Genomic DNA, 26,146 nt, shown 5'->3' on the forward strand with positions numbered 1-26,146 from the left:
GTGTCAATAAAAAAGACAAAACAGGTCTCAGCCCATTTTGTCTTTTTTCACCTTCTGTAAACGCAAAGCATTAAGCACGACCGATACTGAGCTGAACGCCATGGCAGCGCCTGCCACCCACGGGGCCAGAAAGCCGGACGCCGCAATCGGAATGCCGATGCTGTTGTATCCCAATGCCCAGCCTAAATTCTGCTTGATGTTTCTCATGGTCAGCCTGCTCATGCCGATGGCGTCGGCAATGCCGTTCAGGTCTCCGCGGATCAGCGTAATGTCCGCCGCTTCCATTGCGATATCGGTGCCGGTGCCGATGGCCATTCCGATATCGGCCACAGCCAGCGCCGGAGCATCATTGATGCCGTCACCGACCATCGCCACGCGCCGGCCTTCTTTTTGCAGTCGGGAAATTTCCGCCGCCTTTTGTTCGGGAAGCACTTCGGCGATCACGCTGCCGATGCCCGCGGCTTTTGCAATGGCCTCCGCGGTCTTTTTGTTGTCACCGGTCATCATGATGACGTCAAGCCCCATATCATTCAGACGTTTCACCGCGGCCGGAGATGTTTCCTTGATCGTATCGGCGACTGCGATAAGCCCCGCCGCTTTGCCGTCTGCCGCAATAATCATCACCGTTTTCCCTTCCGCCTCCAAGCGGGCCATGTGCGGAAGCAGCGCCTCATGTTCAATGTGTTCTGATTCCATCAGCCGTCTTGATCCGGCAAGAATCGTTCTGCCGTCAGCCTCTGCATAGATTCCGGAACCGATCCGGGCTTGGAACCGGGTGATTTTCGGGATGGCAATCCCCCGTTTTTCGGCTCCTGACACGATGGCTTCTCCAAGCGGGTGCTCTGATCCCGTTTCGGCGGCCGCCGCCAGCCGCAGGAGTTCCTCTTCGTTCATTCCCTCTGCCGGTACGGCATCTGTCAGAACCGGTCTGCCGTTTGTCACCGTTCCTGTTTTATCCAGTACGATTGTCGTCAGACGCTGGGTCTTTTCTAAATGCTCTCCGCCTTTAAAAAGAATGCCGAATTCAGCTGCGCGTCCGGAGCCCGCCATAATGCTCGTCGGAGTGGCGAGCCCGAGTGCGCACGGACAGGCAATGACAAGCACGGCGATGAATTTGCCGATCGCTTCAGAAAACTGTCCCGGCGCCGCCCATACATACCAAATGAGAAAAGTCAGCACGGCCAGCCCCAGCACAATCGGGACGAAAATGCCTGAAATGTGATCCGCGAGCCGCTGAATGGGGGCTTTTGATCCTTGGGCTTCTTCTACGATTTTAATAATGTGTGCAAGCGCGGTATCTTTCCCGACATTCACCGCTTTGATTTTGAGAAAGCCGTTTGCATTGATCGTCGCCCCGGTGACACTGCTTCCGGGAGACTTATCGACAGGCATGCTCTCTCCCGTAATCATCGATTCATCAATTGCGGAATGGCCTTCAATCACTTCGCCATCGACAGGGACGCGTTCTCCCGGTTTCACGTATACGATGTCCCCCGTCCGGACCTCGTCAATCGGAATCACCTGTACTTTCCCTTCCCGCTCAACCGCCGCCGTCTTCGCCTGAAGCTTCATTAACTTTTTAATCGCTTCTGATGAGCGGCCTTTCGCTTTCATCTCTAAAAGCTTTCCAAGCAAAATCAAAGTCAGCAAAATGGCGCTCGTTTCATAATAAAGCCCCTCAACATGTCCGTCTCGTCCGAGAGACGCAATCGTCATGTACAGGCTGTATGCGTAAGCAGCCGTCGTTCCGAGCGCAACGAGAACATCCATATTGGCGCTTTTGTTTCTCAGCGCCTTGTACGCTCCCATATAAAAAGGCCAGCCGATGACGAGCTGCACCGGGGTGGCAAGCGCGAATTGCAGCCACGGATTCATCAGGATATCCGGCATCCAGATAAAAGAAGTAAAAGAAAAATGGCTGACCATCGACCATAGAAGCGGAAAGGAGAGAACGGCAGAAAATATCAGCCTGATCAGCTGCTTTCGCTGCTCTTTCTCCTTTTGGGAAAATCCGCCGGCTCCATCAACCGCTTTCTTCTCGTCTAATCTGTAGCCGAGTTTTGCCACGGTCTCTTTCAGCTCTTTCGGTGTCACCTCTTTCGGATTGTATTCAACGGTGACCGTTTCCAGAGCGAAATTCACCGGTGCGCTGTCAACTCCCCCTATTTTGTTCAGGCGCTTTTCAATCCGGTTGGCGCAAGCGGCGCATGTCATGCCTTCAATCTGAAACTCGGCTTTTTCCGTCACAACATGGTAGCCGAGTTTTTCAATTTTTTCTTTTATGGCGCCAGCTTCGATTTTGTCAGGCTGATAGGAAATATTTGAGGTTTCAAGCGCAAGATTGACGGAAGCGTCATTGACGCCGTCCATCCGTTTCAGCCCTTTTTCAATTCTTGAAGCGCAGGCAGCGCATGTCATGCCCCCCACTTGAATGGTCATTTCTTTCGGTTCACTCAATGTCCTCATCTCTCTCCATAAACCCCATGGGGGTATAAATTTGATAAAAGAAAACCGCGCCCGTTTCCGCAGCGCGATAAATCCTATGCGACGTCATAACCTTGATCTTCAATCGCGTCTTTTATATCTGATACGGAGACTTTGTTCTCATCAAACGTCACATCCACCTGTCCGGCTTCCAATTTCACCTGAACCGCCGTCACTCCGTTCAGTTCTCCTACTCCGGTCTCTACTGCTTTGACGCAGTGCTGACAGGACATGCCTTCGACTTGCAGTGTTTTTTGTTCCATGATGATTCCCTCCACGTCTTGTTTTTTCTTCTTCATGTTACCATACCCCTGTAGGGTATTTCAAAACATTTTATTTTACGATTTTGCGATTTTTTTCACAACATCAAGCAGCTCGGCAATCGCCTGCTCCCCGTTTCCGCTCTCAATGGCGCCGGCTACGCAGTGATGGGCGTGATCTTCCAGCAGATGAAACGCGACTTTCTGCATGGCCGCCTGTACGGCTGAAATCTGCACGAGAATATCCACGCAGTATCGTTCGTTATCCACCATATTCTGAATGCCCCTGACCTGGCCTTCAATCCGTTTCAGCCGGTTCAGAATCTGGTCTTTTTCTTTGGCGCTTTTATGATTTAACGATTGATGCTCGGTATGTTTGTCCATTTTCCACCTCGGTTTTTTTCTTCGTTATCTTCATTATACAGACTTGAAAATCCGGTGTAAAAAATTTTCAACACACAAGTTTTACCAGTACTCCCGCGGGGTATATAATGTTATCACTTATCAAGAGGGGGAAACTCATTGAAAACGATACAGGTTGGCATATTGGGATATGGTTTGTCGGGTAAAGTTTTTCATGCGCCGCTTTTGGACGTCCTTGATGATTATCAGATCAAAAAAGTCATGACCTCCAGAACGGAGGAGGTCAAACGTGATCTGCCGGGGGCTGAAGCCGTGCGCGCGATTGAAGACATTACCGGTGATCCTGACATTGATCTCGTCATCGTCACGACACCGAGCGGAATGCATTATGAATCAGCGATGAAATGCCTCCTGGCGGGAAAACACACCGTCGTGGAAAAACCGATGACGGCGACTTCAGCAGAAGCGGAGGAACTGAGAAGAACGGCTGAAGATAAAGGCGTCTTACTGAGCGTGTATCACAACCGGCGGTGGGACAATGACTTTTTAACAATACAAAAGCTGATTCGGGACGGGGCGCTTCAAGACATTCATACATATCAAGTCAACTACGATCTGTACAATCCGGTTGTACAAGAAAGATGGCGCGAAAAAAACGGACCCGCCACGGGAACGCTGTATGATCTCGGTTCACATATTATTGACCAGACACTTCTGCTTTTCGGAATGCCGGAATCCGTCACCGCACATGTGATGAAGCAGCGGGACAATAGTGAAACTGTTGATTGTTTTCTGGCCGCGCTCCATTACGGCAAGCTTCAGGTCATTCTTCAATCCGGCTCCATGAATGCGGCAAGCGGCCCGCGCTATCAGATTCACGGACGGAATGCAAGCTTTATCAAATACGGAATGGACGGACAGGAAGACGCGCTTTCAGCGGGCAAAAAGCCGGTTGACGACAGCTGGGGCGCCGATGATCCTGACAACTTCGGAGAGCTGACAACCGCAGCGGATGAAAAACGGCATACAGAAACAATCCCCTCTGAGAACGGCTCTTACCTTACGTACTACAAACTGCTGGCAGACAGCATCTTAAGCGGAAAACCGCTTCCCGTTACGGCAAAAGAAGGCATCGATGTCATCCGTGTCATTGAAGCGGCGATGAAAAGCAGCGAACAAAAACGGACGATTGCCCTTTAATATGAAAAACCTCCCAGCCGTACGGCGGGGAGGTTTTTTTTAAGATCAGAATGATTTTCCGGCTTCTTTCGCGCGGGTAATCGCATCTTCTTTAATTTGCTGTGCTTTATTCGGTTCAGCATTATGGCCTTCAACGATTAATCCGTCAAAAGAAGGAACGCCGAAGAAGTTCATCATGATGCCGATGTAACGGTGGCCCATTTCCATGTCAGCCGCCGGCCCTTCGGAGTAATAGCCTCCGCGCGCCTGAATGTGGAGCGCTTTTTTGTCAGTCAACAGACCGATCGGGCCTTGCTCTGTATATTTGAATGATTTTCCGGCTACAGCCACAGAATCAAGGTACGCTTTCATAACAGGCGGGAATGAGAAGTTCCAAAGCGGTGTGACGAATACGTATTTGTCAGCTGACGCGAATTGATCGCTCAGCTCGTTCAGACGGCCGACTTTCGCTTTTTCGTTTTCAGAAAGCTCTTCAAAACCTGTGCCGGATTGAAGTTTTCCCCAGCCGCTGAATACATCCGCGTCGATATGAGGAATGTTCTCTTTGTAAAGGTCGATATGTACAACCTCATCATTCGGGTTTGATTCTTTATAAGAATCGATAAACGCTTTTCCTGTCGCCATACTGTAAGATGTCTTTTCATCATGAGGATGAGCAGTGATATAAAGTACTTTTGCCATTGTAAACAGCCCTTTCGTTTTCAGATTACACACACATTTATTATGAAATATGAATGTTTTTTTATACTGATCAGTTCTGTAATAATTATAGTTACAAAAAAATCTTTTAGCAACAATAATATCTTGAAATCAGTATATTTTTTTAAAAAAGGCTGTAATGACGGGAATGGCAAGCAGCAGAAAAAGCAGAAACCTCAGTTTCTGCTCAAAATCGGATTGGGTCTGCAGGCCGGAATATCCAATCCGAGATTCCCCCGCAGTGTATCGGCCGGATAGCTTTTTCGGTACAGCCCCTTTTCCTGGAGGATCGGTATGACTTGATCTACAAAGGCTTCAAGCATGCCCGGGATGTCAGAGTGAATGATGAACCCGTCCGCCGCTTCCCGCTGAAACCATGTTTCAATTAATGATGCCACACGTTCCGATGTGCCGATAAAATGGGTTCGCGGAAACGCGGCTTCGCGCGCCACTTGACGCAGCGTAAGATTCCGGGCTTTCGCCTCTCTTTTGATACGGTCTGTCGTGCTTTGAAACGCGTTTTTCCCGACGTCGCCCAAATCAGGAAACGGCTCATCCAGCGGAAAACGGCTCAGATCATAATCGTCAAAAAATCTGGCCACATATTTAACGGCGTTCTCTATCGGAATCAGCTCGGCGAATTCTTGGTATTTCGCTTCCGCTTCTTCTTGTGAGCCGGCTATAATCGGACTGATTCCCGGAAAAATCCGCAGCTTGGAAGCGTCCCGGCCGTAATCCGCCGCCCGCTTCTTCACATCATCATAAAAAGCCTTCGTTTCCTCAAGTGAATTGGAGTGCGTAAAGACTGCATCTGCATTCCTCGCGGCAAACGACCGGCCGGTTTCTGAAGACCCCGCTTGGAAAACGACCGGCTCTCCCTGTTTGGATCGGCCGATATTCAGCGGGCCCTCCACTTGAAAATACTCGCCTTTGTGATACAGGCGATGCAGTTTGTCAGGGTCAAAAAACTGCCCGGTTTCTTTGTTGCGGACGAAGGCATCTTCTTCCCAGGAATTCCACAGACCGCGCACCACGTCCACATGTTCCTGGGCGATGGCGTAGCGCCGGCTGTGGTCGGGAAGGCTTTCTTTGCTGTGATTGCGCGCGGCTCCCGCCTGCGGAGAGGTGACGAGATTCCAGCCCGCCCGGCCGCCGCTGATATGGTCAAGAGACATCAGCTGTCTTGCGATGGTGAACGGCTCAGTGAACGATGTGGAAAATGTGCCGATTAAACCAAGATGGGTTGTAGAGGCGGCAAGCGCCGATAAGATAGTGATCGGCTCAAACCGATTTAAGAAATGCGGGATGGACTTTTCAGAAATGAACAAGCCGTCCGCAATAAAAGCAAAGCTGAACAGCCCTCTTTCAGCAGTCTGCGCTTTTTGCCTGTAAAACGCCGCATTCGTGCTTGCTGTCGGATCGGCGTCGGGATGACGCCAGCCGTCCGTTGTGCCGCCGATACCGTGAATCATGGCTCCGAATTGAATAAGATCCGTCCGGCTCATTTTCTCTCCCCCTTTTTCCCCTCGTAATCGGCAAGCGCCCGTTCTACATGTTCAATGCCGACTTGAGTAACGGCCTGATACACACGGCTGTCACCGCTGCCGATTTCAACGACGGGAACATGACGGATGCCGTACTTCGTCTGCAGCACGTCACGCAATTCGTCCCGTTCTGTCACATCAATTGTTTCGTATGCAACGGCATTTTCCCGCAAATATCCTTTCACTTCATCGCAATAGGAGCAGCCCTGTTTGCTCCAGACCACAACGTTTACTTCATAACTCATGTTCATCCCTCCTATAATTGCGGGGCCGGCTGCACCGCTTCGCTTAACAGCCGGTAAGACAATCGTTTTTCCTCAGCGTTTTTGATAGGCGACAAAATCACAAAATCAGTAATGCTGTATTGAACGGATAATCGTCGCAGCTCGGCGGCAGTCTCTTCTTTTGTCCCGGCAATCACACCCGTCTTTTGTGTAATCAGCTTATACGGCTGCGTGACTTGTTCAAGAAACGCTTCCGCTTGTTCCCGGGAACCGACATTCACCTTTTTGCCGTCTTCGAGAATGATTTTGACCGACTCACGCGATACCACGTGTTTTTCCGCTTCTGCTTTTGTATGCGCGGTAAAGACCATCGGCGCAAGGTGAAACTCCGCCTTCGATCCTTTCGGCAGATGCTCGTCAAAGGCGTGGCGCGCTTTTTCTAACGCAGCCTCTTCACCGTTTATGAAATAGGCGAAAACGAAGGAAATGCCGAGTTTGGCCGCGGATATCGCGCTTTCCGCGCTGCCGCCGAGCAAAAAGAGGTCAGGCGCATACTCAGTATGCGGCGCCGGCCGCAATGACGCGTAGCGGTGCGAGTCCGGAAAATCATTTCGGATGAAATGAGTCAGCTCCTCAAGCTTTTCTTCAAATAAACGGGCGGGCTGGATAAGCTCCCGCTGCAGCGCATCGGTTGACAGCTGAAATCCGCCGGGCGCTTTGCCGACACCAAGCGCCACACGGCCGGGAGCAAGAGCGGACAGAACCCGGAACTGCTCTGCCACTTTATAAGGACTGTAATGCTGCAGCATCACCCCGCCGGACGCGAGACGGATTTTTTTCGTGCTTGCGGCAAGATACCCCAGAACAATTTCCGGCGCTGATCCCGCTATCTCTTCATTGTTATGATGCTCCGCCGCCCAGAAACGGTCATATCCGTATTGTTCGGCCTCCTGAGCCAATCTCACCGTTTGCCGCAAGGCTTCTTCTGCGGTTTGGTTTTCCGCGGTGACACTTTGGTCTAAAATGCTTAAACGAATCATACGACAGGCTCCTTTATGCGCTCTTTTATGTCATAACCGTAATCAGGCAGCACGCGGCGGAGGAACTTCTTCGTTCTTTCTTTTTTCGTCTTGTAAAAGACTTCCTCAGGCGTTCCTTGTTCCACGATTGCTCCTTCATCCATAAACACAATTTGGTCGGACACTCTTCTGGCGAATTCCATTTCATGAGTAACAATGATCATGGTGGCGCCGGTCCGCACAATGTTAAGCATCACCTCGAGCACCTCGCCGACAAGCTCCGGATCGAGGGCTGCGGTCGGTTCATCAAACAGCATCACATCAGGATGAATGGCAAGCGCCCTGGCAATTCCGACCCGCTGCTTTTGTCCTCCCGACAGCTGATTCGGATAGGCGTGCAATTTATCCTGAAGCCCCACCTTGGCCAGTTCCCGCTCGGCAATGGCGTACGCATCTGTTTTTTTCATTTTCCTTGCGATCGTCAGGCCTTCCATAACATTTTGAATCGCCGTTTTATGCGAAAACAAATGATATTGCTGAAAAACCATCGCCGTCTGTTTCCTCAGTCTGAGAATGTCTTTTTTGGCAGGCTTTTTGCAGTTAATGACTTCACCGTGCAGCGAAATGGCGCCCTCATCCGGCCGCTCAAGTAAATTAAGGCAGCGCAGAAAAGTGGTTTTCCCGGAACCGCTCGGGCCGATGATGGTCACGACTTCTCCTTTCCGGACACTTAAATTGATCCCCTTTAGCACGTGATGACCGCCAAAATGTTTCTGAATGTTTCGAATTTCGATCATAATGCGCCTCCTTGATATCTGGCTGCCCTTTTTTCCGCCAGACTGTTTACAGCTTCGAGAATCAGCGTTAATCCCCAATAAATCACGGCAGCCCCGATAAATGCTTCCAGAAATGCATAGTTATCGGATGCCGCAATCGTCGCCGTTCCTGTAATTTCAGGCACCGCAACAATGGTCGCGATGGAAGTGGTATGCAAAAAGCCGATGCCTATGTTGGTGAAGTTCGGCAGCGATATCATGAACGCCTGCGGCAGAACCACGCGCCAAATCATCTGGCCCCGCGTCAAGCCGATTGAATATGCCGCCTCCGCCTGCCCCGTATCGACGGCCATGATCCCGGAACGGAGAATTTCCGTCATATAAGCGCCTGCCGTTAATGACAGTGCCATGATGACAAACACGGCGACCGGAATCTGATTGGCCGACCAGCCGAGATGAAACGCGCGGCTGAATTGATCGGCAATCAGCGGAACCCCTAAATAAATCAGCATAATATGGAGAATCGCCGGGGTGCTGCGAAAAAAAGACACGTAAAACGATGAGCAGGCCAGCAGCCATTTGATGCGGAATATACGCACCGTGATATTGCCGAGAGCTATGAAAAATCCGGCAATAATCGGAATGACCGTCATTGCCAATGTAAGCGGAACGGTTTTCATCATTTGTTTGATCGCAGTGCCGATAAATGGAATATCCAGCTCCACTGTTCTCCCTCCTTTTCAGCCGTGCGCGCTCATGTCAAAAACCGTCACAAGGCGCGTCTCATCTTTCTTGATTCGTTTTTCGGCCCATCTGAAGACACATTCAAATAAAAGGGCGGCCGCATAATACAGAACAGAAAGCGAGATATACACTTCTAAAGAATGATTGCTCGATGTAATCAAGGTCTGTCCTCTGCCCGACATATCCATCACCCCGATCGAAAAAGCGAGTGATGTATCTTTTAAGAAACCGATCACCATATTTCCGATGTTGGGAAAGGCCTGCACAAGCGCCTGCGGCAGAATGATGCGCCGGAATGTCTGCCCCCCGTTCAGCCCGATGCTGAAAGCAGCCTCCGCCTGCCCGCGGTCGACGCTGTTCACACCTCCCCTGATGATTTCGGCCGCTCTTGCCGCGCTGCTCAGCGCGTACGTGGCGATGGCCGCATACAAAGGGTCCATTTTGGAGGTATCAATTCCGGCGAGCGCCGTGAGCGCCGGAATACCGTAAAATACAATGAACAGCTGCACCATGATGGGCGTTCCTCTGAAAAAAGAGATATACAGCTTCGCAAACTGATTCAAAACGGGAATGCGATAGATGCGGGGCAGCGCCAAAAGCAGCCCCAATAGAAAGCCGAACAGCAGAGACACCGCCAATATATACAGCGTGACGGGCAAATACCCGAGCAATGTCGGCACAAAGGACGCGATCATACTGATATCAAACGCTTTTTCCATTGCCGATCCCTCTCTTTTTCACTTAATATTGCTCCTTTGAATAATCCGCACCGAGCCACTTTTCACTCAGCTTTTTAAGCGTGCCGTCATCAATGATTTCCTGCAGGGCTTTATCAATGTCATCGCTCAGCGTTTGTTCATTTTTGTTAAACATAAAGAACACTTTGGCATTTGACAGCACCCCGCCGACCGTTTTTTCTTTGATCGCGCTCGTTTTGTTTTGGAAATCGACGGCAAACGGCGTAGAAATCGTCGCATCGGCGCGGCCGGATTTCAGCTGATTGGCCGCATCGTTGGAGCCTTGGCCGGCATAAGAAATTTCAAACGGACTGCCGTGTTTTTCATTCCATTTTTTCAGCACAAGCGCGCCGTTTGACGTCGGACTCGTAATGACCCGCTTTCCTTTCAAGTCATCAATGCCGTGAATGTTCCCGTTTTCTTGAAGCACCGTGATTTTCAGCGGGAAGTTGTTATACGCGACTTGATTGAACAGAAATTTTTTCTCCCGTTCGGCGCTTTTCTCCATTTGATGGGCTACGATATCGACTTTATGCTGGCCGAGGCTGACAAGCAGGTTGGAGAAATCCATCGTTTTAAAAGTGAAACGATAGTCCGGCAGGCGCCTGTCAAGCTCTTTCACCAGCTCAACGTCGTAGCCCGTCAATTTGCCTTTATCGTCAATAAAGCAAATATTCGGAAATTGAGTTCCCGTGCCGACCGTAATGTTCTTCACGTTTTTCTGATTGCCTGATGCCGCCTCCCCGCCCGCGCCGCAGGCTGATAACGCCGCCGTTGCGGCAATTGTTAATGACATGACCGCCAGTCTTATTTTCATGTGATCGCCCCGTTTTCTGCTTCAATTATTTCGTGAAACTTGATTTTGAATAATCCGCGCCGAGCCATTTTTCACTCAGCCTTTTCAATGTGCCGTCCTTCTCCAGCTTTTGAATCGCCCGATCCGTATCGTCCGCCAGGGTTTGGCTGTTTTTATTGAACATAAAATACACCTCGGTATCCAGCAGCACATCACCGACCGTCTTTTGTTTGAACGCGTGCGTCTTATTTTGAAAATCGACGGCAAACGGCGTGGATACGGTGGCGTCAGCGCGTCCTGTCTCCATTTGGTTTGCTGTATCACTGCTGCCCTGCCCGGCGTATTTCAAATGTATCGGGCTGCCGTGGGTTTTGTTGTATGCCGTCATATAATCCGCCGCGTTTGACGTCGCGCCGACGATGACGGTTTTCCCTTTTAAATCCCGGAGCGTGTGTATCGCGTCATTATCCGCCTTCACCGTGATGTACATCGGCGAGTAGTTATACGGGATTTTGTGATACAAAAAGCGTTTCTCCCGTTCCTTATTTTTCGCCATATTGTGCGCGATCACGTCAATTTTCCGGTTTCCGAGACTTGTAAGCAGATTCGAAAAATCCATCGTCTTAAAGACAAATTTGTATTGCGGCAGCTGTTTATCAATGGCTTTCATCACTTCAATGTCATAGCCGGTCAGCTCGCCTTTTTCATCCATAAAAGCAATGTTCGGAAAATCAGTTCCCGTGCCGACAATGACGGTCTGCACGCCGCTCCCCGCTTTTGTGCTTTCTCCTTGCCCGCACCCGGCCAGCACGCCGAGCAGCAGAAGCAGACAGCCGGCTCTGATCCGTTTTTTTATCATTGCGCCCAGCTCGGTGTGCCTAACAGCGACGCGTCAAACCGCTCCGGTATGAGCACCTTTCTCATCATGACTCCGATGTCTCCGTCTTTCTCCTGCTCAAAATACACTTCATACCCCCTCCGTCTGTACATATCTACAAGCCAGGGATGCTTGCGCGCCGAAGTGCCGAGCGTGATGGCCGGGGCCTTCAGCGTATCCCGCAGCACGTGTTCCTCCACATAAGTCAAAAGTTTGCTGCCGATGCCCTGCCCCTTCAGCTCAGGAAGCGTCGCAAACCACCAGACGAACGGATATTTTGACGGAGGCGTGTCACTCTCCCACGGAAAACGGATCGTAATGGTTGAAAGAAGCCGTCCGTCCCGTTCGAGCACGACGGCTGAATGATTTTCAATATTTTCTGTTACCATATCGATGTCGGCCCGCGCCGACGGCCAGTCAATCTCCAAATTGCGGATCGGCTGAAACGCGCTGTACAGCAGCTCTAAAAACTCCGGCGCATCCTTTTTCTCAGCCAATCGAAATATGTCTTCACTCATTCCGGTCACTCTCCCCGCAAAAATATATAATTCCAATTTGTTTACTAAGCTTTGATTGTTTATACTATAAAGCAAACTGATTTATTTGACTAATCAAAAAAAGTAAAGGAAAGGTTCAAGAAAATTAATGAACAGCCGGGAGGGGATTTCGTTGGAATTACGCACCATTAAAACGTTCCATACGATCGTACAGTCAGGCAGCTTTTATAAAGCCGCCGAAATTCTGAACTACTCACAGCCGACGATTTCAATGCGGATTAAACAGCTGGAACAGGATGTAGGCGCGCAGCTGTTTGAACGGGGAAAGAAGCTGAAGCTGACAAGGGCGGGGCGGCTGTTTCATGAGCGGGCCGGGCAGCTTCTCGCGCAATACGAGGTGCTTGACCATACTCTGGCCGACATCAGACAGGGGCAGGCCGGCCTTATTCACATCGGCATATCCGAACCGACGGCAAGCCTGATCTTCCCTGCCGTACTGCGGGGGTTTTTAGATGATTATCCTGACATGTCGGTCAATGTCAGCGTGGATGATGCCAATACATGCAGCCGCAAACTGCTGGAGGGCGCCATTGATTTTGCCGTATGCGGCGAGCCGGAGCTGATTCTGGAGAATTATTTCGATCCGTTTTTCCATGACTCGCTCAATGTCATCGTGTCCGACAGACATCCCCTTGCCGCCAAAGCAAGCATCAATCTCGAAGACTTAGAAAATGAATGCCTGATTTTTACGCCCGCCAATTGCCCGATCCGGATTCAAATTGAACAGCACCTGCAGCGGTCCATCGGCAGCCGCTATCGAAAAATGGAGCTGACCAGCAGCATGGCTCACCAATACTATGTCAGGGAAAATATCGGCGTCTCAATCTTTACGGCGACGGCGCACTCAGAACCGATCGAGGGCACGAAGGTCATTCCGATCCATAACTTAACAATTTCACCGCCGGTCGGGCTGTTGACAAACCAGAAAGAAGAGCATTTTGACTGTGCCACAAAAGATTTAATCAGCAGGATCATCGGCCGGTTTTCAGCGTGATCCGCATTACAAAAACCCCCGCCACTTTGCGGGGGTTTTTGTATATTCATCTTATATAATGCTCCGCACCAAGCCGCCGTCGATCCGCAATGCAGATCCGTTAATGGCAGACGACAGCGGGCTGCTTAAAAAGGCGACAAAGTGGGCGATTTCTTCCGGACGGATCAATCGCTGAATGATCGACGTCGGACGATTCTCCTTCATAAATCGTCTCTCCGCCTCCGCCGCGGTCAGGTTTTCACCGGGATAAAGCGACTCGAGCATTGTTTCGACGCCCTCTGTTTTCGTGGAGCCGGGCATGACCGTATTCACCGTCACATTCGTCCCTTCCGTGAGCTCGGCCAGACTGCGTGACAGCGACAGCTGCGTTGTTTTCGTAGCGCTGTAATGGGCCATTTCCTGAGAAGGCATGACGGCCGCTTCACTCGCGATAAAAATCACCCGCCCTTCCTTCCGTTCAATCATCCGCTTTGCATACCGGCGTGTCAGCCTCACGCCGCTCATGATATTCACCTCGAAAAACCGGAGCCACTCTTCGTCAGGAATATCAAAGTATTCCGCAGGTTCAAAGATTCCTAAATTGTTGACGAGAATATCCACATCAGGGTACTGCTGAAAAATCGCGCCGCATCCTTCCGCCGTGCCTAAATCAAATGCGGCCGGATAGAGACGGGCATCCGGCGTCTGTTTCTCTAGTTCCCGGATCGTTTCGTTCACCTTTTCTTCACGGCGTCCGTTAATGATCACAGCCGCACCTTCTGCAATCAGCGAAGCCGCAATCGCCTTCCCGATGCCTGACGTAGATCCCGTCACAAGCGCCGTCTTTCCTTTCAACTGCAAATCCATCATCCATTCCTCCCTATCGCAAGTCTCTTCTTATATATGGACAGAAATCGAAAGCCTGAAACCTTCCGTCCCTATTATCGGATAGAAAAATGGATGAGGGGAAGTACGCACCTTTTAGTGCCTGTCCGTTGTCCCGGCTGACGGCTGATCGATTTGAATGACAAACCGATTACCTAACTCTTCTTGAGCCTCTTGAAACAGCTCCAAGACATCATCAGCATCCAAACCCAATTCCTTCTGACTGATCTCAAAATTCTTCCACACCAAAGTCAGCGGAAGTTCTATCCAGCCTGTCAGACAATCCCACAAGGCATTCAGATTTTCACCATAAAAGTCCGGGAAATCTAATTGATCTTTTAAGATTCGGTGTAAAGCTTCTGTGCTTGTAACATCTTTTCCGTCTATGATGACGATTTCCATTTACATTCACTCCTTGATTTTTCGGCATGAAAAAAACCGCAGTGCGTCATGTGACAGCACTGCGGTTCCTCTGTTATGTATGGAGACGGTGGGAGTCGAACCCACGTCCAGAAACATCGATTACTTAAGCGTCTACGAGCGTAGCCTGCATATTTCGTGTTTCACTCGTCTTCATGCCTGCGGGCGGGCCTTCCGAGAGCTAGTCTGTCAGTCTCTTCTTACGTTCTCAGACGGGAACGCAAGCGTAGCCTACTTGGATGTGCTCTTCACAGACACATAGGCAATGTCAGGAAGAGCTCGCTGCGTTTATTAGGCAGCTAGTGCTAAGTTTTGGTTAAAACTTTTAGTTTTGCCAGTTATATTTAGGTGCGTGTTAACGAGATCGCCTCTCGGCTCGCAGCTCAAGCTCGATCCATCCCTGTCGAATCCGTAACGTCCCCTTGTTAAGGGTATACGGGAGATCTATCAAGCTCTTGCTCAACTGGCTGTACTGTTATTATACCATGATCACAGGCAAATTCAATTGGGAATATCTTCAATAAACAGCCTGTGAATCTGATGTGTGAACAGTATAGCACAGGGCATATCATCACATCAAGGCTCAGGCATCAGAAGCCTTTTTGTCTGTCTCTGAACGCTCTTTCGATTTCTCTTTTGGCGTCTTTTCGTTTTAAATCTTCACGTTTATCGTATGTTTTCTTCCCTTTTCCGAGGCCGATTAATACTTTGGCGAAGCCGTTTTTCAAGTACAGCTTCAGCGGCACGAGGGAATAGCCTTTCTCTTTCGTCAGGCCGATCAGCTTATTGATTTCTTTCCGGTGCATCAAAAGCTTTCTCGTCCGGAGCGGGTCGTGGTTATAGCGGTTTCCCTGCTCGTACGGGCTGATGTGCATGTTGTGGAGGAACACTTCGCCGCGCTCGATTTTCGCAAAGGAATCCTTCATGTTTACGCGGCCGGCGCGGATGGACTTAATCTCCGTTCCCTGCAGCACGATGCCTGTTTCATAGGTTTCTTCTATAAAGTAGTCATGATTTGCTTTTTTGTTTTGCGATAATACTTTGCCTGATCCTTTTGGCATGCCTTATCCTCCTCTCTCCGTAAAAACCGTTCATGTGTGCGATACGCTTTATTTTAGCAAATGGAGCGTTCCGCGACAATGAAAATGCGGCTTGCGAAAGAAAGCAAACAGAGCATTATGCCCCATTTGCTTTTCGCATTTACTTCTTCTTTTTGCGTTTTTGTTTCGGCGCGTTTTGGAAACCGCGTTTTTTCTTTTTCTTCTTCGGTTTTGTAAACCATTCCCCTTTTTCCTCCGATTTCGGCGGTGAAGCCGGGGTATTGCTGTTTAACACGCGTTTCCGCGCCGGTCTGCCTCGTTTTCTGCGGTCGCCTGTTGTTTCTCTCGGACGGCGGGTGCCTTTCATGCCGACAATTTCAAAGTCGATGTTTCTCTCATCTTTATTGACGTCGACGACTTTGACCGTGATTTCGTCTCCGATGCGGTAAACGTTGCCCGTGCGTTCACCGATCATGGCGAAATGCTGCTCGTCAAAACGGTAATAATCATCCGTCATAAAGCTGACGTGCACAAGCCCTTCAATCGTATTCGGCAGCTCGACGAACATTCCGAAATTCGTGACGGAACTGATCATGCCGTCAAATTCCTCGCCGATTTTATCAAGCATATATTCCGCTTTTTTCAGATCGTCCGTTTCCCGCTCGGCGTCAACGGCGCGCCGTTCCATCGTTGACGTATGATCAGCGATTTCCGGAAGGCGTTCGGCCCACTTTTCCTGAGTTGCTTCGTCCGATTGTCCGTTGATCAAATACGTTCTGATCAGCCTGTGAACGATTAAGTCAGGATAACGGCGGATCGGCGATGTGAAGTGCGTATAAAATTCAGTCGCCAGCCCGAAATGGCCCAGGCTTTGCGGGTCGTATTTCGCCTGCTTCATGGAACGGAGCATAACCGTTGAAATCACCGTTTCTTCCGGACGGTCCCGCACTTCATCAAGAATGCTTTGCAGCGCGCGCGGATGAATGTCTCCGGCTTTCCCTTTGACGATATAACCGAATGTCGTCACGAACTCCAGAAACTTTTGCAGTTTTTCGGCGTTCGGCTCTTCGTGAATCCGGTAAATAAACGGCACGTTCATCCAATGGAAGTGTTCGGCCACCGTTTCGTTTGCCACAAGCATGAATTCTTCGATCAGCTTTTCCGCTACTGAGCGCTCTCTGATGACGACGTCTTTTACGGCGCCTTCCTCATCGACGAGCACCTTCGCCTCTTTAAAATCAAAATCCACGGCGCCGCGGTCCATCCGTTTCGCCCGGAGAATTTCCGCCAGACGTTCCATGTCTTTAAACATCGGGACGAGCGGCTCATATCTTTCTTTCAGCTCGGCGTCGTCTTCTGTAAGGATCCGGTTGACATCTGAATAGGTCATTCTTTCCGTCGTTTTAATGACGCTTTGGAAGATCTCGTGCTCCGTCACCTGTCCCTGCTGGTTGATTGTCATTTCACAGGAAAGCGTCAGCCGGTCGACCTTCGGATTTAAAGAACAGATTCCGTTAGACAGTCTGTGCGGGATCATCGGAATGACCCGGTCAACCAAGTACACGCTTGTCCCTCTTTCCAGCGCTTCTTTATCAATCGGGGAATTCTCCGTGACGTAATGGCTGACATCGGCAATATGAACGCCGAGCTTGTAGCTGCCGTTATCAAGCTTTGTCACGGTGACGGCGTCATCCAGATCCTTCGCATCGGCGCCGTCAATGGTGACAATGACCTGATCGCGGAGATCACGGCGGTCTTTGATGTCTTTTTCATCGATGGTATCGGGCGTGCTTGTTGCCTGCTCCATCGCTTCAGCCGGAAAATCTCCCGGCAGGCCGTGCTTATGGATGATGGATAAAATATCGATGCCCGGATCATTTTTATGGCCGAGTATTTCAACGATTTCCCCTTCGGCGTTCATTCTGCCTTCAGGATAGCTTGTCAGTTTGACGACGACTTTATGGCCTTCCGCAGCGCCGTTATTGGCATGTTTCGGAATAAAAATATCACTCGTGATTTTCTTATCATCCGGGATGACAAAGCCGAAGCTTTTCGTTTCTGTATATGTGCCCACGACGCGGTCGATGCTTCTTTCCAGGATGCGGATGACCGTGCCTTCCTGTCTCGATCCGCTTGACTGGGAATTGAGCCGCACCATGACGATATCGCCGTTCATGGCCGTATTCAGCTCGTTCGGCGGAATAAACACGTCGCTTAAAGAGGTATCCTCCGGCAGCAGAAACGCGAAGCCCTTCGCATGCGCGGAAATTTTTCCTTTTACTAAATTCATTTTTTCCGGAAGCCCGTAGCGGTTGCTTCTGGTGCGGACGATCTGTCCCGTCTCCTCGAGCGCCACCAGCGCTTTTACCAGCTCTTTAAATTCATCGGCTTCCTTGATGTTCAGCATCTCCTCGAGTTCCTGAATGGTAAGGGGCTTGTACGCCTCTTCCTTCATAAACGCGAGAAGACGGTCCATAAACGCTTCTTTTTCCATTATTCGACCTCCTGTTTGTTACCAATCGAGTTTCTCTAAAAATTCGTACACATCCTGATGAACGAGGTCCCGTTCTTTATCGAGCGTAATGACATGGCCTGATTCTTCATACCATTTCAGCTGTTTGTCGTCCGTTTCCACCTCGTTGAAAATGATGTTCGCACTTTCTGTATTAATCATATGGTCATGCCGTGCCTGAACCACAAATGTCGGGGAATAGATCATGTCGACGTTTTTGCGCACATCGGCAATCAGCTCCTGGAGCGATTTGAGCGTATTCATCGGCGTTTTTTCAAACTCCTTCATTTCCTTTTCAATCTGCTCCGGCTGTTTTCCTTCGAATTTTTTATAATTGCGCGCGTAGGAGAGAACTCCTTCGTACATAACCTCTTCACTTTTAATGTGCATCGGCGCACACATAGGAACAATTCCCTTTATGGGTACAGTGTAACCCAATTTCAATGAAAAAACCCCGCCAAGCGACAGTCCGCACGCCGCAATGTTTTCATAGCCTTCAGACCGTAAATACTCATAACCGTCCATGACGTCTTTCCACCAATCTTCAGGTCCCGTATGTACCAGCTCTTCCGGCGGAACGCCGTGCCCTTTATATTGAGGCGCGTGACAAGTGTAGCCGCGCTCATTCAAGTAGCGGCCGAGCATTCTGACGTCTGCCGTATTTCCCGTAAATCCGTGCAGCAGAAGCACCGCTTTGTCTCCGCCTTTAAATGTAAATGGTTTTGGTGTCACAATTTTCATGCTCATAACCCCTTTTTTGCACATTCAATTTAGTTTTCCACAGTTTTGCGAGAAACAAACGCCGTCTCTCAACAAGAAAAAGGCCTGATATTAAATCAGACCTTATACAAACATTGCCTTATACGATATACGCCAGCGAAATCGTCAACACGAAAAACAAGACTGCCAGCACAACGGTTGTGCGGTGAAGAATCAGATCAAGGCCCCTTGCTTTCTGTTTTCCGAAAAGCTGCTCCGCCCCGCCTGAAATTGCACCCGATAAACCGGCGCTTTTGCTGGTTTGAAGCAATACGACAATAATAAGTGCAATACTGACGATAACCAATAAGGTAATCAATAATGTGTGCATCCCATACACCTCCAGACTGACTGGCCTACATTGCTTCTATTTTACATGAAAAACAAAGGCATGTCACGCCGTATCGGTGCACATCATGTCAGAAAAACGGAAATGCGTTTGAATCTTCCATCATCATTGACTTTTGTCAACAAAGTCGTAGTAAAAAAGATCTTCAAATTTCATGTCAAAGTAATAGAGCATTTTTCCGATGACCAGCTGGCCCGGCCTCCGCTCTCCATTCAGTACACGGCTCAGTGTGGCGGGAGATATTCCGATCTCCAGGGCGAGCTGGTTTAACGAGTAGTCATTATTGACCATATACTGCAGCACATAATCTCTTCTGATCTGTATCTTTTCGACCACTTTCTTCACCTTCCGTTCTGTCAAATACTTTCTTTCTTATACATAAGATACGGCTTTTGTTAACTTTTGTCAATACTTTTCCAGCCTGGCTATTCCCTTTAGTCAATAAACATACTAGAATATAAATAGACCGCGGGAGGGGGAGAGACTGTGGAAAGCTTCGGGAAACAATTGCGGACATTACGGGAAAAAAGGCATCTGACAGTGAATCAGCTGGCAACGTATTCAGGCGTCAGCGCCGCGGGAATCTCGCGGATTGAAAACGGCAAACGCGGGGTGCCGAAACCTGCAACCATTAAAAAGCTCGCAGATGCGTTAAAAATCCCGTATGAGGAACTGATGCAGACGGCGGGATACATAGAGACCGTCCAGGAAACGAGAGCCCCGTACGACACGGGCTGCACCTTGCTGGAAAAAGCCGAAACGTATGAGCTGCATGATTTATCCCTTTTGGAGCGGGAGAACTGGCGGCACCTGTCGAAAGAAGACTTGGTTCTGCTTGATAAATACTTTGCGTTCTTATCGGCGGAAGCCAAAAAAAGAACAAATGAAGACTCATGACTTTGCACATGTGAGGCGATCTTATTGAACACATTCGGAAAGCAATTAAGAGAGCTGCGCCGCGCCCGGAAGCTTACCGTCAATCAGCTTGCCGTCTATTCCGGCGTCAGCTCGGCGACCATTTCCAGAATTGAAAACGGGCACCGCGGCATTCCTAAACCCGCGACCATCAGAAAATTGGCGGACACATTAAAAATTCCGTACGAGGAGTTAATGGCGCGGGCCGGACACATCAAGGCATTTCAGGAGGAAATCCGTGAAACCTCCGAAAGCTATCAATCCATCTGCGCCATCTATCAGACCGCCGTTGACAGAGGCGCGGAGCATCTGCCGCTGTTTGACAGCAAAAAGTGGCAGCACTTCACAAAAGAAGATATTGAAAGCGTCAGCAAGTACTTTGATTTTATTGCGGCTGAAGCGAAAAAACGCTCCCCGGATTCCTCATCCTCTTTTTGATCCTCTCCTCAACTTAACAAGCGCCAGACGTACGTTCCCTCCGATTTTGCGGTATAATAGCAGAAGACGAGGTGAAAAAGCATGAACCAATCAGAAATGTGCCCCAGATTCGAAAAAGCGGTCGACATCCTAAGTAAACGCTGGGTGGCTCTAATCGTCTTTCAGTTATTGAACGGACAGCAGCGATTTAGCGAAATTGAAGCGGCGCTTCCGAATTTAAGCGGAAGAGTCTTGTCAGAACGTCTGAAAGAACTTGAAACAGAAGGTGTCATCAAACGGGATGTTATCCCCGAAACGCCTGTCCGCATTGAGTATTCTTTAACGGAAAAAGGCTGCGCATTAGCCCCTATTTTAGAGGAAATTTCCAAGTGGTCTTCAACATGGATTGATCCTTCCTGATAAACTCTTTTCCGCATAAGCGGCTGATCTCTCAAACGGACAGCCGTTTTTATTTTTGCTTTTTCTTAAACAGAAAAACAAGCCCTCAGGCGTGCAGGGCTTGTTTTTGTCTGACGCCTTCCAGCGGAATTCGAATCTCCGCCCGGGCTCCTCCAGACTCCTGATTTTCAAGTATTAATTCGCCGTGATGAAGATGTACGACGTGATGGGCGAATGTAAGCCCCATGCCGTGATGCCCCGCCGAATGTCTGCTTTTATCCTCCGTGTAAAAAAGCTGTGTCGCTCTTTTCAGCGCTTCCGGCGAGAACCCGCTTCCGCTGTCGGATACGGCAAGCTGGAGGGCGGAATCGGTGCACAGGACGTCCACGCGGATTTCCCCTCCTTCCGGCGTATAGTCGACGGCATTTGCCGCGATATTCATGACCGCCCTGTGGAGCAGCTCATGATCGATCGGCGCTTCTTTTCGGTCAATGCCCCGCTCACTGAGGACGAGATCAATCTGTTTCGGCCCCGCAAGCGCCGCTGCGTCACGATATATGTTTTGAGCCCACTCTTTGAGATCGGTATATTCCAGATGAACGGCAACTGCCTCCTCCGCTTTAGAAAGCTGAATCAGCTGCCCGACATATTGCTCGATTTTGTTTCCGGCATCAAGGATATACTGCGTGTATTCCGTCTGCTCTTCATCAGGTTCTGTTAACTGAAGCAGCTCGGCATTTCCTTTAATGATCGTTGCCGGAATTTTAATATCATGCGCAAGCGCGCCGATCTGTTCCTTCTTTATCCGCTCCGCCTCCCATTGCGCCGCCAGAGATGCCTGAAGTGCGTCTTTCATTTTCAGCAGAGAGTCAATGACATCGTCAAATTCCTTTATGCGCGGCCTTTTTGGATTGATATTTAAATTCTGTTTTTGAATGCTTGCCGTAATGGAGCTGAGTGTGCTGAAATGCCGTCTCAGCTGATTGGCGAATCGCGTCGTCACGATAAACACAGTTAAAAGAAGCAAAGAGATCAAAACCGCAAGACCCGTCCATTCATAATTCGGCAGATAGCGCCTTAGCAGCGGCGACTGAAATTCCGACCTGAGTGAATATTGGAGAACGCCATATTCATTTTTCCGATCAACCACCATGAATCCTTTTTGAGCATAATTAAAATACGGCTGATGCTGGATCTTTTTTCTGGCGCTGGCCGCGTCTTTTTCCGTCATCGTTCCTTTCGTCATCCGCTTTGTTTTTTTATCAAAAACGGCGTATGTCATACCATCGGGGATCATGTCTTCTGTTATCTTTTCCGCCGATTTCAGGCGGGGCTTGATCTGTTCCGCCTCATGCTCGCTGTAATTTGCCGGGAGGATCGCTCCGGCATTCAGGGCAATGGCATTTAAGGCGACGCATAATGCCGCCACCCCCATTGTGCTCAGACACAGTGTGATGGTAAATTTGACAAGCTCTTTGCGGATGCTGGATTTTCCTTTTGCTATTCCCATTTGTATCCGACACCCCACACCGTTTTGATCGGATCAGCCCCGTGTTCTTTACATTTTTTCCGGATGGTTCTGATAAACTCCGTAATGGTTGAATAGAGCGCATCGCCGTCCAAGCCGTACACTTCCTCGTAAATCTGCTCCCGTGAGAATGTTCTGTTTTTATGCTGTGCCAGAAATTCAACGATTTTATATTCGTTTTTCGTAAGAGGCAGTTTCCGGTCATCCATCCATACTTCTTTATTGTCAAAATCAAACATGAAGCCTGATATCAGCCGTTTCCTCTGATGCTTTTCCCGCCGTTCCCTTCTGACATGCGCGTTTACCCTTGCCATCAATTCCTGTACGCCGAACGGCTTTGTGATGTAATCATCAGCGCCTGTCATGAGGCCTTTCACAATGGATTCTTCGTCAGACTTTGCCGTTAAAAACAGGATCGGGCTGTCCACCAGCGGCCGAATCCGCCGGCAGAGTTCAATCCCGTCCGTTCCGGGCATCATGACATCAAGAAGAATCAAATCATAGCCTTGAAAAAAATCCAATGACTGATCTTCCGCTTTTTCGAGAATCGTTACTGTATGCTGATCACGCTGTAAAATGTTTCTGATCAGAACGAGAATATCTTTTTCATCATCAATTGCTAAAATGTTTGCCACCGGCCGAATCGCTCCTTGCCTTTATTCATATGAACGCCGCCCTTCCCATCTTCTGCACCAATAGAGGCCGGCCAGACATAATATCACTATAGAAAAATATAACATTATTTCTCCGAATCTCATATCGTATCTTACATAAGGGAGGAACTCTTTTTTGACTTTGTCAAAATGCAGCAGTCCTGCAAGGCCTGAAAGCCGCACGCTCCATGCCCACGGGAAAAAACGCCAGATGATATCGCCAAGTCCCGTATTCATGAGCGCCGCCATTAATAATCCCGCACCCCCTAAAAGCCCGGACGGTCCCATGCCGTACTGTATGCCGACAAAAAAAGAAATCATATAAAGCGGAATACTGCCGGCAATCAGCCACGCCCCTCCTTTTAAAAAGAGAAGATACGGGAGATCATTGATGTGAAGAACAAATTTCAACCCCGCCAAATAAAGACAGATGGCGAGACCTGCCGATAACACATTCAATAGGAGCAGCAAAAGCAGCTTGCCCGCAAAACTGACGATTTTCGAATGCGGAACCGCCAGCATCATCTGAAAATAACCCGCCTGTTCCTCGACGGAGGCAGACATGCCGCAGACAATACTGATGATTAAAGGGTATAAAACGGCAATCACGCTGAAAAACACACTGTACAGCATATAAGGCTCCTGAACCCTTCCATACATATACAAAAGGAAAAATCCCGCGCATAAAACCGGCGCCGCAGCATGCATCCATATGAGCGGCGTGCGCTTCATTTTTAATACATCGGCCCACATATATCTTAAAAGCACGGTCATGACCGGTTTCCCCCTTTTGAAAAAGACACGGCGGAAACAAAACTTATCGCGATAAAAGAAAGAATAGAAAGAATAATAGCCGGAATGATCACGTTTCCGTTTAATAAGCCGCTGTTTGCGGGAAGCGGAATTCCGTTCGGATGGATCCCGAGAATCGGTGACATCACCCGGACTGACCAGCTCCACGGACTCAGCCACCACAATGAGCCTGACGCCGGCACAATGCCTAAAACAAAGGCGGCGATCATATTGATGAGAATGACTGCCGTAAACCCGAACTGTCTGGCAATCCATAAGCAGAACGGAATTTCCCAAAGCGTAGACAGCCACAAAAGGGAGCTTGCTTCAATACCTTTCAGCTGAACCGCAGCAATTGCCGGAAACACAAGGCCAAGCAAAAACATGATGACTAAAAAGACGATTTGCGACAGGAGTGAATACAGCGCGATCAAGCTTATTTTTGAGAACCAAATGCTCTTCAAGTCAGCCGGCAGTGAGTACACCGCACGGTCATTCGCTGACTTTTTCTCTTTTTTAACAGATAAACCGCACATTAGAGCAATCATGAGCGGCATGAAAATAACCGCCCACCAATTGAACGTGCCCGTCATAAAATAGGCGGTATTCAGCAGAAAAGAAAAAGCCGTGTTCAGAAGAGGGATAAGAATGATCAGCTTTCTAATAAATGTTCTTTTAGATGTAAGATGTTCCGCCTGCATGTACTGAATCATTTCCCAGTCCCCGCTTTCTCCCGTGTTGATTTGACTACCTCCAGAAACAGCCGCTCCAGATCGTCTTCCCGGCTGATTTCTCCCTGATATCCTAAAACGCCGTCACTGATGATTCCGATATGGTCTGCGATCTGCTCGACTTCTGATAACAGGTGGCTTGATAAAATAACCGTTATTCCCTGTCCGGGCAGGGAGCGGATAAATTCCCGCAAATCCTGAATTCCCATCGGGTCCAATCCGTTTGTCGGCTCATCAAGAATTAAGAGCGACGGACGGTTTAATAATGCTAACGCAATGCCGAGACGCTGTTTCATCCCCATGGAAAATTGTCCGGCACGCTTTTTTCCGGTTCCCGTTAATCCCGTGATTTCCAGCACTTCCGCAATTCTTGAATCAGGCAGTCCGAGCATAACGCAGCGGACTTTCAGGTTTTCAGCGGCTGTCAGGTTGCTGTAAAGCGGCGGCGCTTCAATCAGGGAACCGATGCTTTTCAAATCTTCGCGCTTCCATGTATGTCCGTCGAACAGAACCTCGCCGGATGTTTGCTGCAGCATGCCGGTCAATATTTTAAGTGTCGTTGATTTTCCCGCGCCATTCGGACCGAGCAGGCCGTATATACTGTTACGCTTTACTGATAGAGACACATCAGCCACCGCCTGTTGTCTGCCGAATGATTTTTGCAGCTGTCTCGTTTCTAAGATGTTGCTCATTTGATTACCCCTCTGCTTTGTTATTTGATATGTAAGACTTTACAGCGCAGTTATCAAAATTTAATCAAGAAATCAAAAAAAAGCATCCTTCACGCGGAAGAATGCTTTTTTCATGAGGCTGAGCGTACGATCAGCTTTCTTTTTTGTTTTTTCACAGGGCTGAGGGCTCGTTCCAGCCACGCCATCAGCAGGTCTGCGGCTACCGCCATCAGCGCGGTCGGGATGGCGCCCGCCAGAATAATGGCGGTTCCGTTTGTCGCGTTCGACCCTCTGACGATCATATCGCCGAGGCCGCCCGCCCCGACGAAGGTGCCGATCGCCGTGATGCCGATGGCAATGACGAGCGCCGTTCGAAGACCCGCCATAATGACGGAAAGCGCAAGCGGCAGCTCCACCATACGAAGGATTTGGTATTTCGTCATACCCATCGCTTTTCCCGACTCGAGATAAGCGTGCTCGATATTGATAATGCCCGTGTGCGTATTTCTGAGAATCGGCAGCAGGGAATACAAAAACAAAGCCGTGATGACCGTATTGGCGCCGAGTCCCATGACGAGCATCAGGACGGCGAGCATCGCAAGCGCCGGAACGGTTTGAATCACGTTCGCCACAGCAAACACCCAACCGGCGAGACGCCCGTGCCTGGCTGTCACAATTCCGGCCGGAATGGCGAAAACGGCGGCGAAAACGACGCCGTACGCCGACATGAGAAAGTGCCGCCAGCACTCATACAGAACATAGCTGCCGTTTTGAGCGTAATACGTAAACAGCTCCTTCATCGTGTCCATCCGCACATCTCCT

The 26,146-nt window shown here is 49.5% G+C and carries 31 protein-coding genes and 1 other RNA gene; 5 read left to right on the top strand and 27 right to left on the bottom strand.

The features are described from left to right. Positions 1–27: 27 nt before the first annotated feature. The 3 genes from OTK50_RS11370 to csoR all read right to left on the bottom strand — a co-directional run bounded on the left by OTK50_RS11370 (position 28) and on the right by csoR (position 3,128). On the bottom strand, positions 28–2,457 hold the full coding sequence (locus OTK50_RS11370) for a heavy metal translocating P-type ATPase (RefSeq protein ID WP_224223806.1): 2,430 nt from the start codon (positions 2,455–2,457) through the stop codon (positions 28–30). Positions 2,458–2,540: 83 nt separating this feature from the next. Beyond that, the gene (gene copZ, locus OTK50_RS11375; RefSeq protein ID WP_224224362.1) at positions 2,541–2,747 is read right to left on the bottom strand and encodes a copper chaperone CopZ; all 207 of its coding nucleotides are present in this window, start codon (positions 2,745–2,747) and stop codon (positions 2,541–2,543) included. A gap of 75 nt (positions 2,748–2,822) precedes the next feature. Then, positions 2,823–3,128 (bottom strand): copper-sensing transcriptional repressor CsoR, encoded by a 306-nt coding sequence (csoR, locus tag OTK50_RS11380; protein ID WP_003151723.1) that lies wholly within the window; start codon positions 3,126–3,128, stop codon positions 2,823–2,825. A 138-nt stretch (positions 3,129–3,266) separates the two neighbouring features. On the opposite strand from csoR, the gene OTK50_RS11385 reads away from it, so the two are divergent. Further along, positions 3,267–4,307 (top strand): oxidoreductase, encoded by a 1,041-nt coding sequence (locus OTK50_RS11385; RefSeq protein ID WP_088461667.1) that lies wholly within the window; start codon positions 3,267–3,269, stop codon positions 4,305–4,307. 45 nt (positions 4,308–4,352) lie between these two features. On the opposite strand, the gene OTK50_RS11390 is transcribed toward OTK50_RS11385, so the two are convergent. The 10 genes from OTK50_RS11390 to OTK50_RS11435 form a co-directional block, all read right to left on the bottom strand. After that, a complete protein-coding gene (locus OTK50_RS11390; protein WP_007410009.1) occupies positions 4,353–4,988 on the bottom strand; it encodes an FMN-dependent NADH-azoreductase in 636 nt (211 codons plus the stop codon). 194 nt (positions 4,989–5,182) lie between these two features. Next, a complete protein-coding gene (locus tag OTK50_RS11395) occupies positions 5,183–6,511 on the bottom strand; it encodes an LLM class flavin-dependent oxidoreductase (protein ID WP_266121883.1) in 1,329 nt (442 codons plus the stop codon). Beyond that, entirely contained in the window at positions 6,508–6,795 is a 288-nt protein-coding gene (locus OTK50_RS11400) for a glutaredoxin family protein (protein ID WP_012118454.1), read from the bottom strand. Before OTK50_RS11400 ends, OTK50_RS11395 begins: the two co-directional genes overlap by 4 nt. 11 nt (positions 6,796–6,806) lie before the next feature. Continuing rightward, positions 6,807–7,814, bottom strand: coding sequence for an LLM class flavin-dependent oxidoreductase (locus OTK50_RS11405; protein ID WP_012118455.1), 1,008 nt, complete (start codon positions 7,812–7,814; stop codon positions 6,807–6,809). Then, positions 7,811–8,590, bottom strand: a complete 780-nt coding sequence (locus OTK50_RS11410) for an amino acid ABC transporter ATP-binding protein (RefSeq protein ID WP_094031286.1) — start codon at positions 8,588–8,590, stop codon at positions 7,811–7,813. The genes OTK50_RS11405 and OTK50_RS11410 overlap by 4 nt, the downstream gene beginning before the upstream one ends. Beyond that, the gene (locus OTK50_RS11415) at positions 8,587–9,294 is read right to left on the bottom strand and encodes an amino acid ABC transporter permease (protein WP_094031287.1); all 708 of its coding nucleotides are present in this window, start codon (positions 9,292–9,294) and stop codon (positions 8,587–8,589) included. The genes OTK50_RS11410 and OTK50_RS11415 overlap by 4 nt, the downstream gene beginning before the upstream one ends. A 15-nt stretch (positions 9,295–9,309) precedes the next feature. Continuing rightward, positions 9,310–10,032, bottom strand: a complete 723-nt coding sequence (locus OTK50_RS11420; RefSeq protein WP_007409997.1) for an amino acid ABC transporter permease — start codon at positions 10,030–10,032, stop codon at positions 9,310–9,312. Positions 10,033–10,054: 22 nt separating this feature from the next. Continuing rightward, a complete protein-coding gene (locus OTK50_RS11425; RefSeq protein ID WP_025285272.1) occupies positions 10,055–10,867 on the bottom strand; it encodes an amino acid ABC transporter substrate-binding protein in 813 nt (270 codons plus the stop codon). Between the two features lie 25 nt (positions 10,868–10,892). Continuing rightward, entirely contained in the window at positions 10,893–11,705 is an 813-nt protein-coding gene (locus OTK50_RS11430; protein WP_069007348.1) for an amino acid ABC transporter substrate-binding protein, read from the bottom strand. Continuing rightward, complete coding sequence (locus tag OTK50_RS11435) at positions 11,702–12,241, bottom strand: GNAT family N-acetyltransferase (protein WP_003151702.1); 540 nt, start codon at positions 12,239–12,241, stop codon at positions 11,702–11,704. Before OTK50_RS11435 ends, OTK50_RS11430 begins: the two co-directional genes overlap by 4 nt. A 151-nt stretch (positions 12,242–12,392) precedes the next feature. On the opposite strand from OTK50_RS11435, the gene OTK50_RS11440 reads away from it, so the two are divergent. Further along, complete coding sequence (locus OTK50_RS11440) at positions 12,393–13,274, top strand: LysR family transcriptional regulator (RefSeq protein ID WP_023357134.1); 882 nt, start codon at positions 12,393–12,395, stop codon at positions 13,272–13,274. Positions 13,275–13,325: 51 nt separating this feature from the next. On the opposite strand, the gene OTK50_RS11445 is transcribed toward OTK50_RS11440, so the two are convergent. The 8 genes from OTK50_RS11445 to OTK50_RS11480 all read right to left on the bottom strand — a co-directional run bounded on the left by OTK50_RS11445 (position 13,326) and on the right by OTK50_RS11480 (position 19,509). Beyond that, positions 13,326–14,120, bottom strand: coding sequence for an SDR family NAD(P)-dependent oxidoreductase (locus OTK50_RS11445; protein WP_015418226.1), 795 nt, complete (start codon positions 14,118–14,120; stop codon positions 13,326–13,328). A gap of 114 nt (positions 14,121–14,234) precedes the next feature. Then, positions 14,235–14,540, bottom strand: a complete 306-nt coding sequence (locus OTK50_RS11450) for a barstar family protein (RefSeq protein WP_100001611.1) — start codon at positions 14,538–14,540, stop codon at positions 14,235–14,237. Between the two features lie 77 nt (positions 14,541–14,617). Further along, positions 14,618–14,980, bottom strand: a transfer-messenger RNA (tmRNA) gene (gene ssrA, locus OTK50_RS11455). A 168-nt stretch (positions 14,981–15,148) separates the two neighbouring features. Further along, positions 15,149–15,619: an SsrA-binding protein gene (gene smpB / locus OTK50_RS11460; protein ID WP_003151688.1), complete on the bottom strand. Its 471-nt coding sequence runs from the start codon at positions 15,617–15,619 to the stop codon at positions 15,149–15,151. 139 nt (positions 15,620–15,758) lie between these two features. Next, positions 15,759–18,092, bottom strand: coding sequence for a ribonuclease R (gene rnr / locus OTK50_RS11465; protein WP_003151684.1), 2,334 nt, complete (start codon positions 18,090–18,092; stop codon positions 15,759–15,761). Between the two features lie 18 nt (positions 18,093–18,110). Continuing rightward, positions 18,111–18,851, bottom strand: coding sequence for an alpha/beta hydrolase (locus tag OTK50_RS11470; RefSeq protein WP_014305833.1), 741 nt, complete (start codon positions 18,849–18,851; stop codon positions 18,111–18,113). Positions 18,852–18,969: 118 nt separating this feature from the next. Then, positions 18,970–19,200, bottom strand: a complete 231-nt coding sequence (gene secG, locus OTK50_RS11475; RefSeq protein WP_003151681.1) for a preprotein translocase subunit SecG — start codon at positions 19,198–19,200, stop codon at positions 18,970–18,972. Positions 19,201–19,323: 123 nt separating this feature from the next. Continuing rightward, a complete protein-coding gene (locus OTK50_RS11480) occupies positions 19,324–19,509 on the bottom strand; it encodes a helix-turn-helix domain-containing protein (RefSeq protein ID WP_087920807.1) in 186 nt (61 codons plus the stop codon). A 195-nt stretch (positions 19,510–19,704) separates the two neighbouring features. Here OTK50_RS11480 and OTK50_RS11485 point away from each other — a divergent pair, with 195 nt between their 5' ends. From OTK50_RS11485 to OTK50_RS11495, 3 genes are all read left to right on the top strand, one after another. Continuing rightward, complete coding sequence (locus OTK50_RS11485) at positions 19,705–20,115, top strand: helix-turn-helix domain-containing protein (RefSeq protein WP_003151677.1); 411 nt, start codon at positions 19,705–19,707, stop codon at positions 20,113–20,115. Between the two features lie 24 nt (positions 20,116–20,139). Continuing rightward, entirely contained in the window at positions 20,140–20,571 is a 432-nt protein-coding gene (locus tag OTK50_RS11490) for a helix-turn-helix domain-containing protein (protein ID WP_003151674.1), read from the top strand. Positions 20,572–20,652: 81 nt separating this feature from the next. Continuing rightward, the gene (locus OTK50_RS11495; RefSeq protein WP_003151672.1) at positions 20,653–20,970 is read left to right on the top strand and encodes a winged helix-turn-helix transcriptional regulator; all 318 of its coding nucleotides are present in this window, start codon (positions 20,653–20,655) and stop codon (positions 20,968–20,970) included. 85 nt (positions 20,971–21,055) lie between these two features. Here OTK50_RS11495 and OTK50_RS11500 read toward each other — a convergent pair whose 3' ends face one another. From OTK50_RS11500 to OTK50_RS11525, 6 genes are all read right to left on the bottom strand, one after another. Beyond that, positions 21,056–22,459 (bottom strand): sensor histidine kinase, encoded by a 1,404-nt coding sequence (locus tag OTK50_RS11500; RefSeq protein ID WP_266121884.1) that lies wholly within the window; start codon positions 22,457–22,459, stop codon positions 21,056–21,058. Then, on the bottom strand, positions 22,450–23,112 hold the full coding sequence (locus tag OTK50_RS11505) for a response regulator transcription factor (RefSeq protein WP_070082382.1): 663 nt from the start codon (positions 23,110–23,112) through the stop codon (positions 22,450–22,452). Before OTK50_RS11505 ends, OTK50_RS11500 begins: the two co-directional genes overlap by 10 nt. Before the next feature lie 21 nt (positions 23,113–23,133). Beyond that, positions 23,134–23,904, bottom strand: coding sequence for a lantibiotic immunity ABC transporter MutG family permease subunit (locus OTK50_RS11510; protein ID WP_266121885.1), 771 nt, complete (start codon positions 23,902–23,904; stop codon positions 23,134–23,136). Next, complete coding sequence (locus tag OTK50_RS11515) at positions 23,901–24,635, bottom strand: lantibiotic immunity ABC transporter MutE/EpiE family permease subunit (protein WP_224223819.1); 735 nt, start codon at positions 24,633–24,635, stop codon at positions 23,901–23,903. Before OTK50_RS11515 ends, OTK50_RS11510 begins: the two co-directional genes overlap by 4 nt. Beyond that, positions 24,632–25,345, bottom strand: a complete 714-nt coding sequence (locus OTK50_RS11520; protein WP_025285281.1) for a lantibiotic protection ABC transporter ATP-binding protein — start codon at positions 25,343–25,345, stop codon at positions 24,632–24,634. Before OTK50_RS11520 ends, OTK50_RS11515 begins: the two co-directional genes overlap by 4 nt. Before the next feature lie 110 nt (positions 25,346–25,455). Beyond that, on the bottom strand, positions 25,456–26,133 hold the full coding sequence (locus tag OTK50_RS11525; protein WP_007613829.1) for an ABC transporter permease: 678 nt from the start codon (positions 26,131–26,133) through the stop codon (positions 25,456–25,458). Positions 26,134–26,146 lie beyond the last annotated feature (13 nt).

Origin of the sequence: Bacillus sp. NEAU-CP5 (assembly GCF_026420705.1) — a bacterium.
GTDB lineage: Bacteria > Bacillota > Bacilli > Bacillales > Bacillaceae > Bacillus > Bacillus velezensis.

Excerpts from the sequence above, each read along its gene's own strand:
- OTK50_RS11495 (WP_003151672.1), top strand. The coding sequence starts at position 20,653 with ATGAACCAATCAGAAATGTGCCCCAGATTCGAAAAAGCGGTCGACATC.
- rnr (WP_003151684.1), bottom strand. The coding sequence starts at position 18,092 with ATGGAAAAAGAAGCGTTTATGGACCGTCTTCTCGCGTTTATGAAGGAA.
- smpB (WP_003151688.1), bottom strand. The coding sequence starts at position 15,619 with ATGCCAAAAGGATCAGGCAAAGTATTATCGCAAAACAAAAAAGCAAAT.
- OTK50_RS11500 (WP_266121884.1), bottom strand. The coding sequence starts at position 22,459 with ATGGGAATAGCAAAAGGAAAATCCAGCATCCGCAAAGAGCTTGTCAAA.
- OTK50_RS11445 (WP_015418226.1), bottom strand. The coding sequence starts at position 14,120 with ATGGATTTGCAGTTGAAAGGAAAGACGGCGCTTGTGACGGGATCTACG.
- OTK50_RS11395 (WP_266121883.1), bottom strand. The coding sequence starts at position 6,511 with ATGAGCCGGACGGATCTTATTCAATTCGGAGCCATGATTCACGGTATC.
- OTK50_RS11390 (WP_007410009.1), bottom strand. The coding sequence starts at position 4,988 with ATGGCAAAAGTACTTTATATCACTGCTCATCCTCATGATGAAAAGACA.
- OTK50_RS11430 (WP_069007348.1), bottom strand. The coding sequence starts at position 11,705 with ATGATAAAAAAACGGATCAGAGCCGGCTGTCTGCTTCTGCTGCTCGGC.
- OTK50_RS11510 (WP_266121885.1), bottom strand. The coding sequence starts at position 23,904 with ATGACCGTGCTTTTAAGATATATGTGGGCCGATGTATTAAAAATGAAG.
- OTK50_RS11420 (WP_007409997.1), bottom strand. The coding sequence starts at position 10,032 with ATGGAAAAAGCGTTTGATATCAGTATGATCGCGTCCTTTGTGCCGACA.
- OTK50_RS11470 (WP_014305833.1), bottom strand. The coding sequence starts at position 18,851 with ATGAAAATTGTGACACCAAAACCATTTACATTTAAAGGCGGAGACAAA.
- OTK50_RS11515 (WP_224223819.1), bottom strand. The coding sequence starts at position 24,635 with ATGATTCAGTACATGCAGGCGGAACATCTTACATCTAAAAGAACATTT.
- OTK50_RS11405 (WP_012118455.1), bottom strand. The coding sequence starts at position 7,814 with ATGATTCGTTTAAGCATTTTAGACCAAAGTGTCACCGCGGAAAACCAA.
- secG (WP_003151681.1), bottom strand. The coding sequence starts at position 19,200 with ATGCACACATTATTGATTACCTTATTGGTTATCGTCAGTATTGCACTT.
- copZ (WP_224224362.1), bottom strand. The coding sequence starts at position 2,747 with ATGGAACAAAAAACACTGCAAGTCGAAGGCATGTCCTGTCAGCACTGC.
- OTK50_RS11425 (WP_025285272.1), bottom strand. The coding sequence starts at position 10,867 with ATGAAAATAAGACTGGCGGTCATGTCATTAACAATTGCCGCAACGGCG.
- csoR (WP_003151723.1), bottom strand. The coding sequence starts at position 3,128 with ATGGACAAACATACCGAGCATCAATCGTTAAATCATAAAAGCGCCAAA.
- OTK50_RS11435 (WP_003151702.1), bottom strand. The coding sequence starts at position 12,241 with ATGAGTGAAGACATATTTCGATTGGCTGAGAAAAAGGATGCGCCGGAG.
- OTK50_RS11525 (WP_007613829.1), bottom strand. The coding sequence starts at position 26,133 with ATGGACACGATGAAGGAGCTGTTTACGTATTACGCTCAAAACGGCAGC.
- OTK50_RS11410 (WP_094031286.1), bottom strand. The coding sequence starts at position 8,590 with ATGATCGAAATTCGAAACATTCAGAAACATTTTGGCGGTCATCACGTG.
- OTK50_RS11450 (WP_100001611.1), bottom strand. The coding sequence starts at position 14,540 with ATGGAAATCGTCATCATAGACGGAAAAGATGTTACAAGCACAGAAGCT.
- OTK50_RS11520 (WP_025285281.1), bottom strand. The coding sequence starts at position 25,345 with ATGAGCAACATCTTAGAAACGAGACAGCTGCAAAAATCATTCGGCAGA.
- OTK50_RS11400 (WP_012118454.1), bottom strand. The coding sequence starts at position 6,795 with ATGAGTTATGAAGTAAACGTTGTGGTCTGGAGCAAACAGGGCTGCTCC.
- OTK50_RS11480 (WP_087920807.1), bottom strand. The coding sequence starts at position 19,509 with ATGGTCAATAATGACTACTCGTTAAACCAGCTCGCCCTGGAGATCGGA.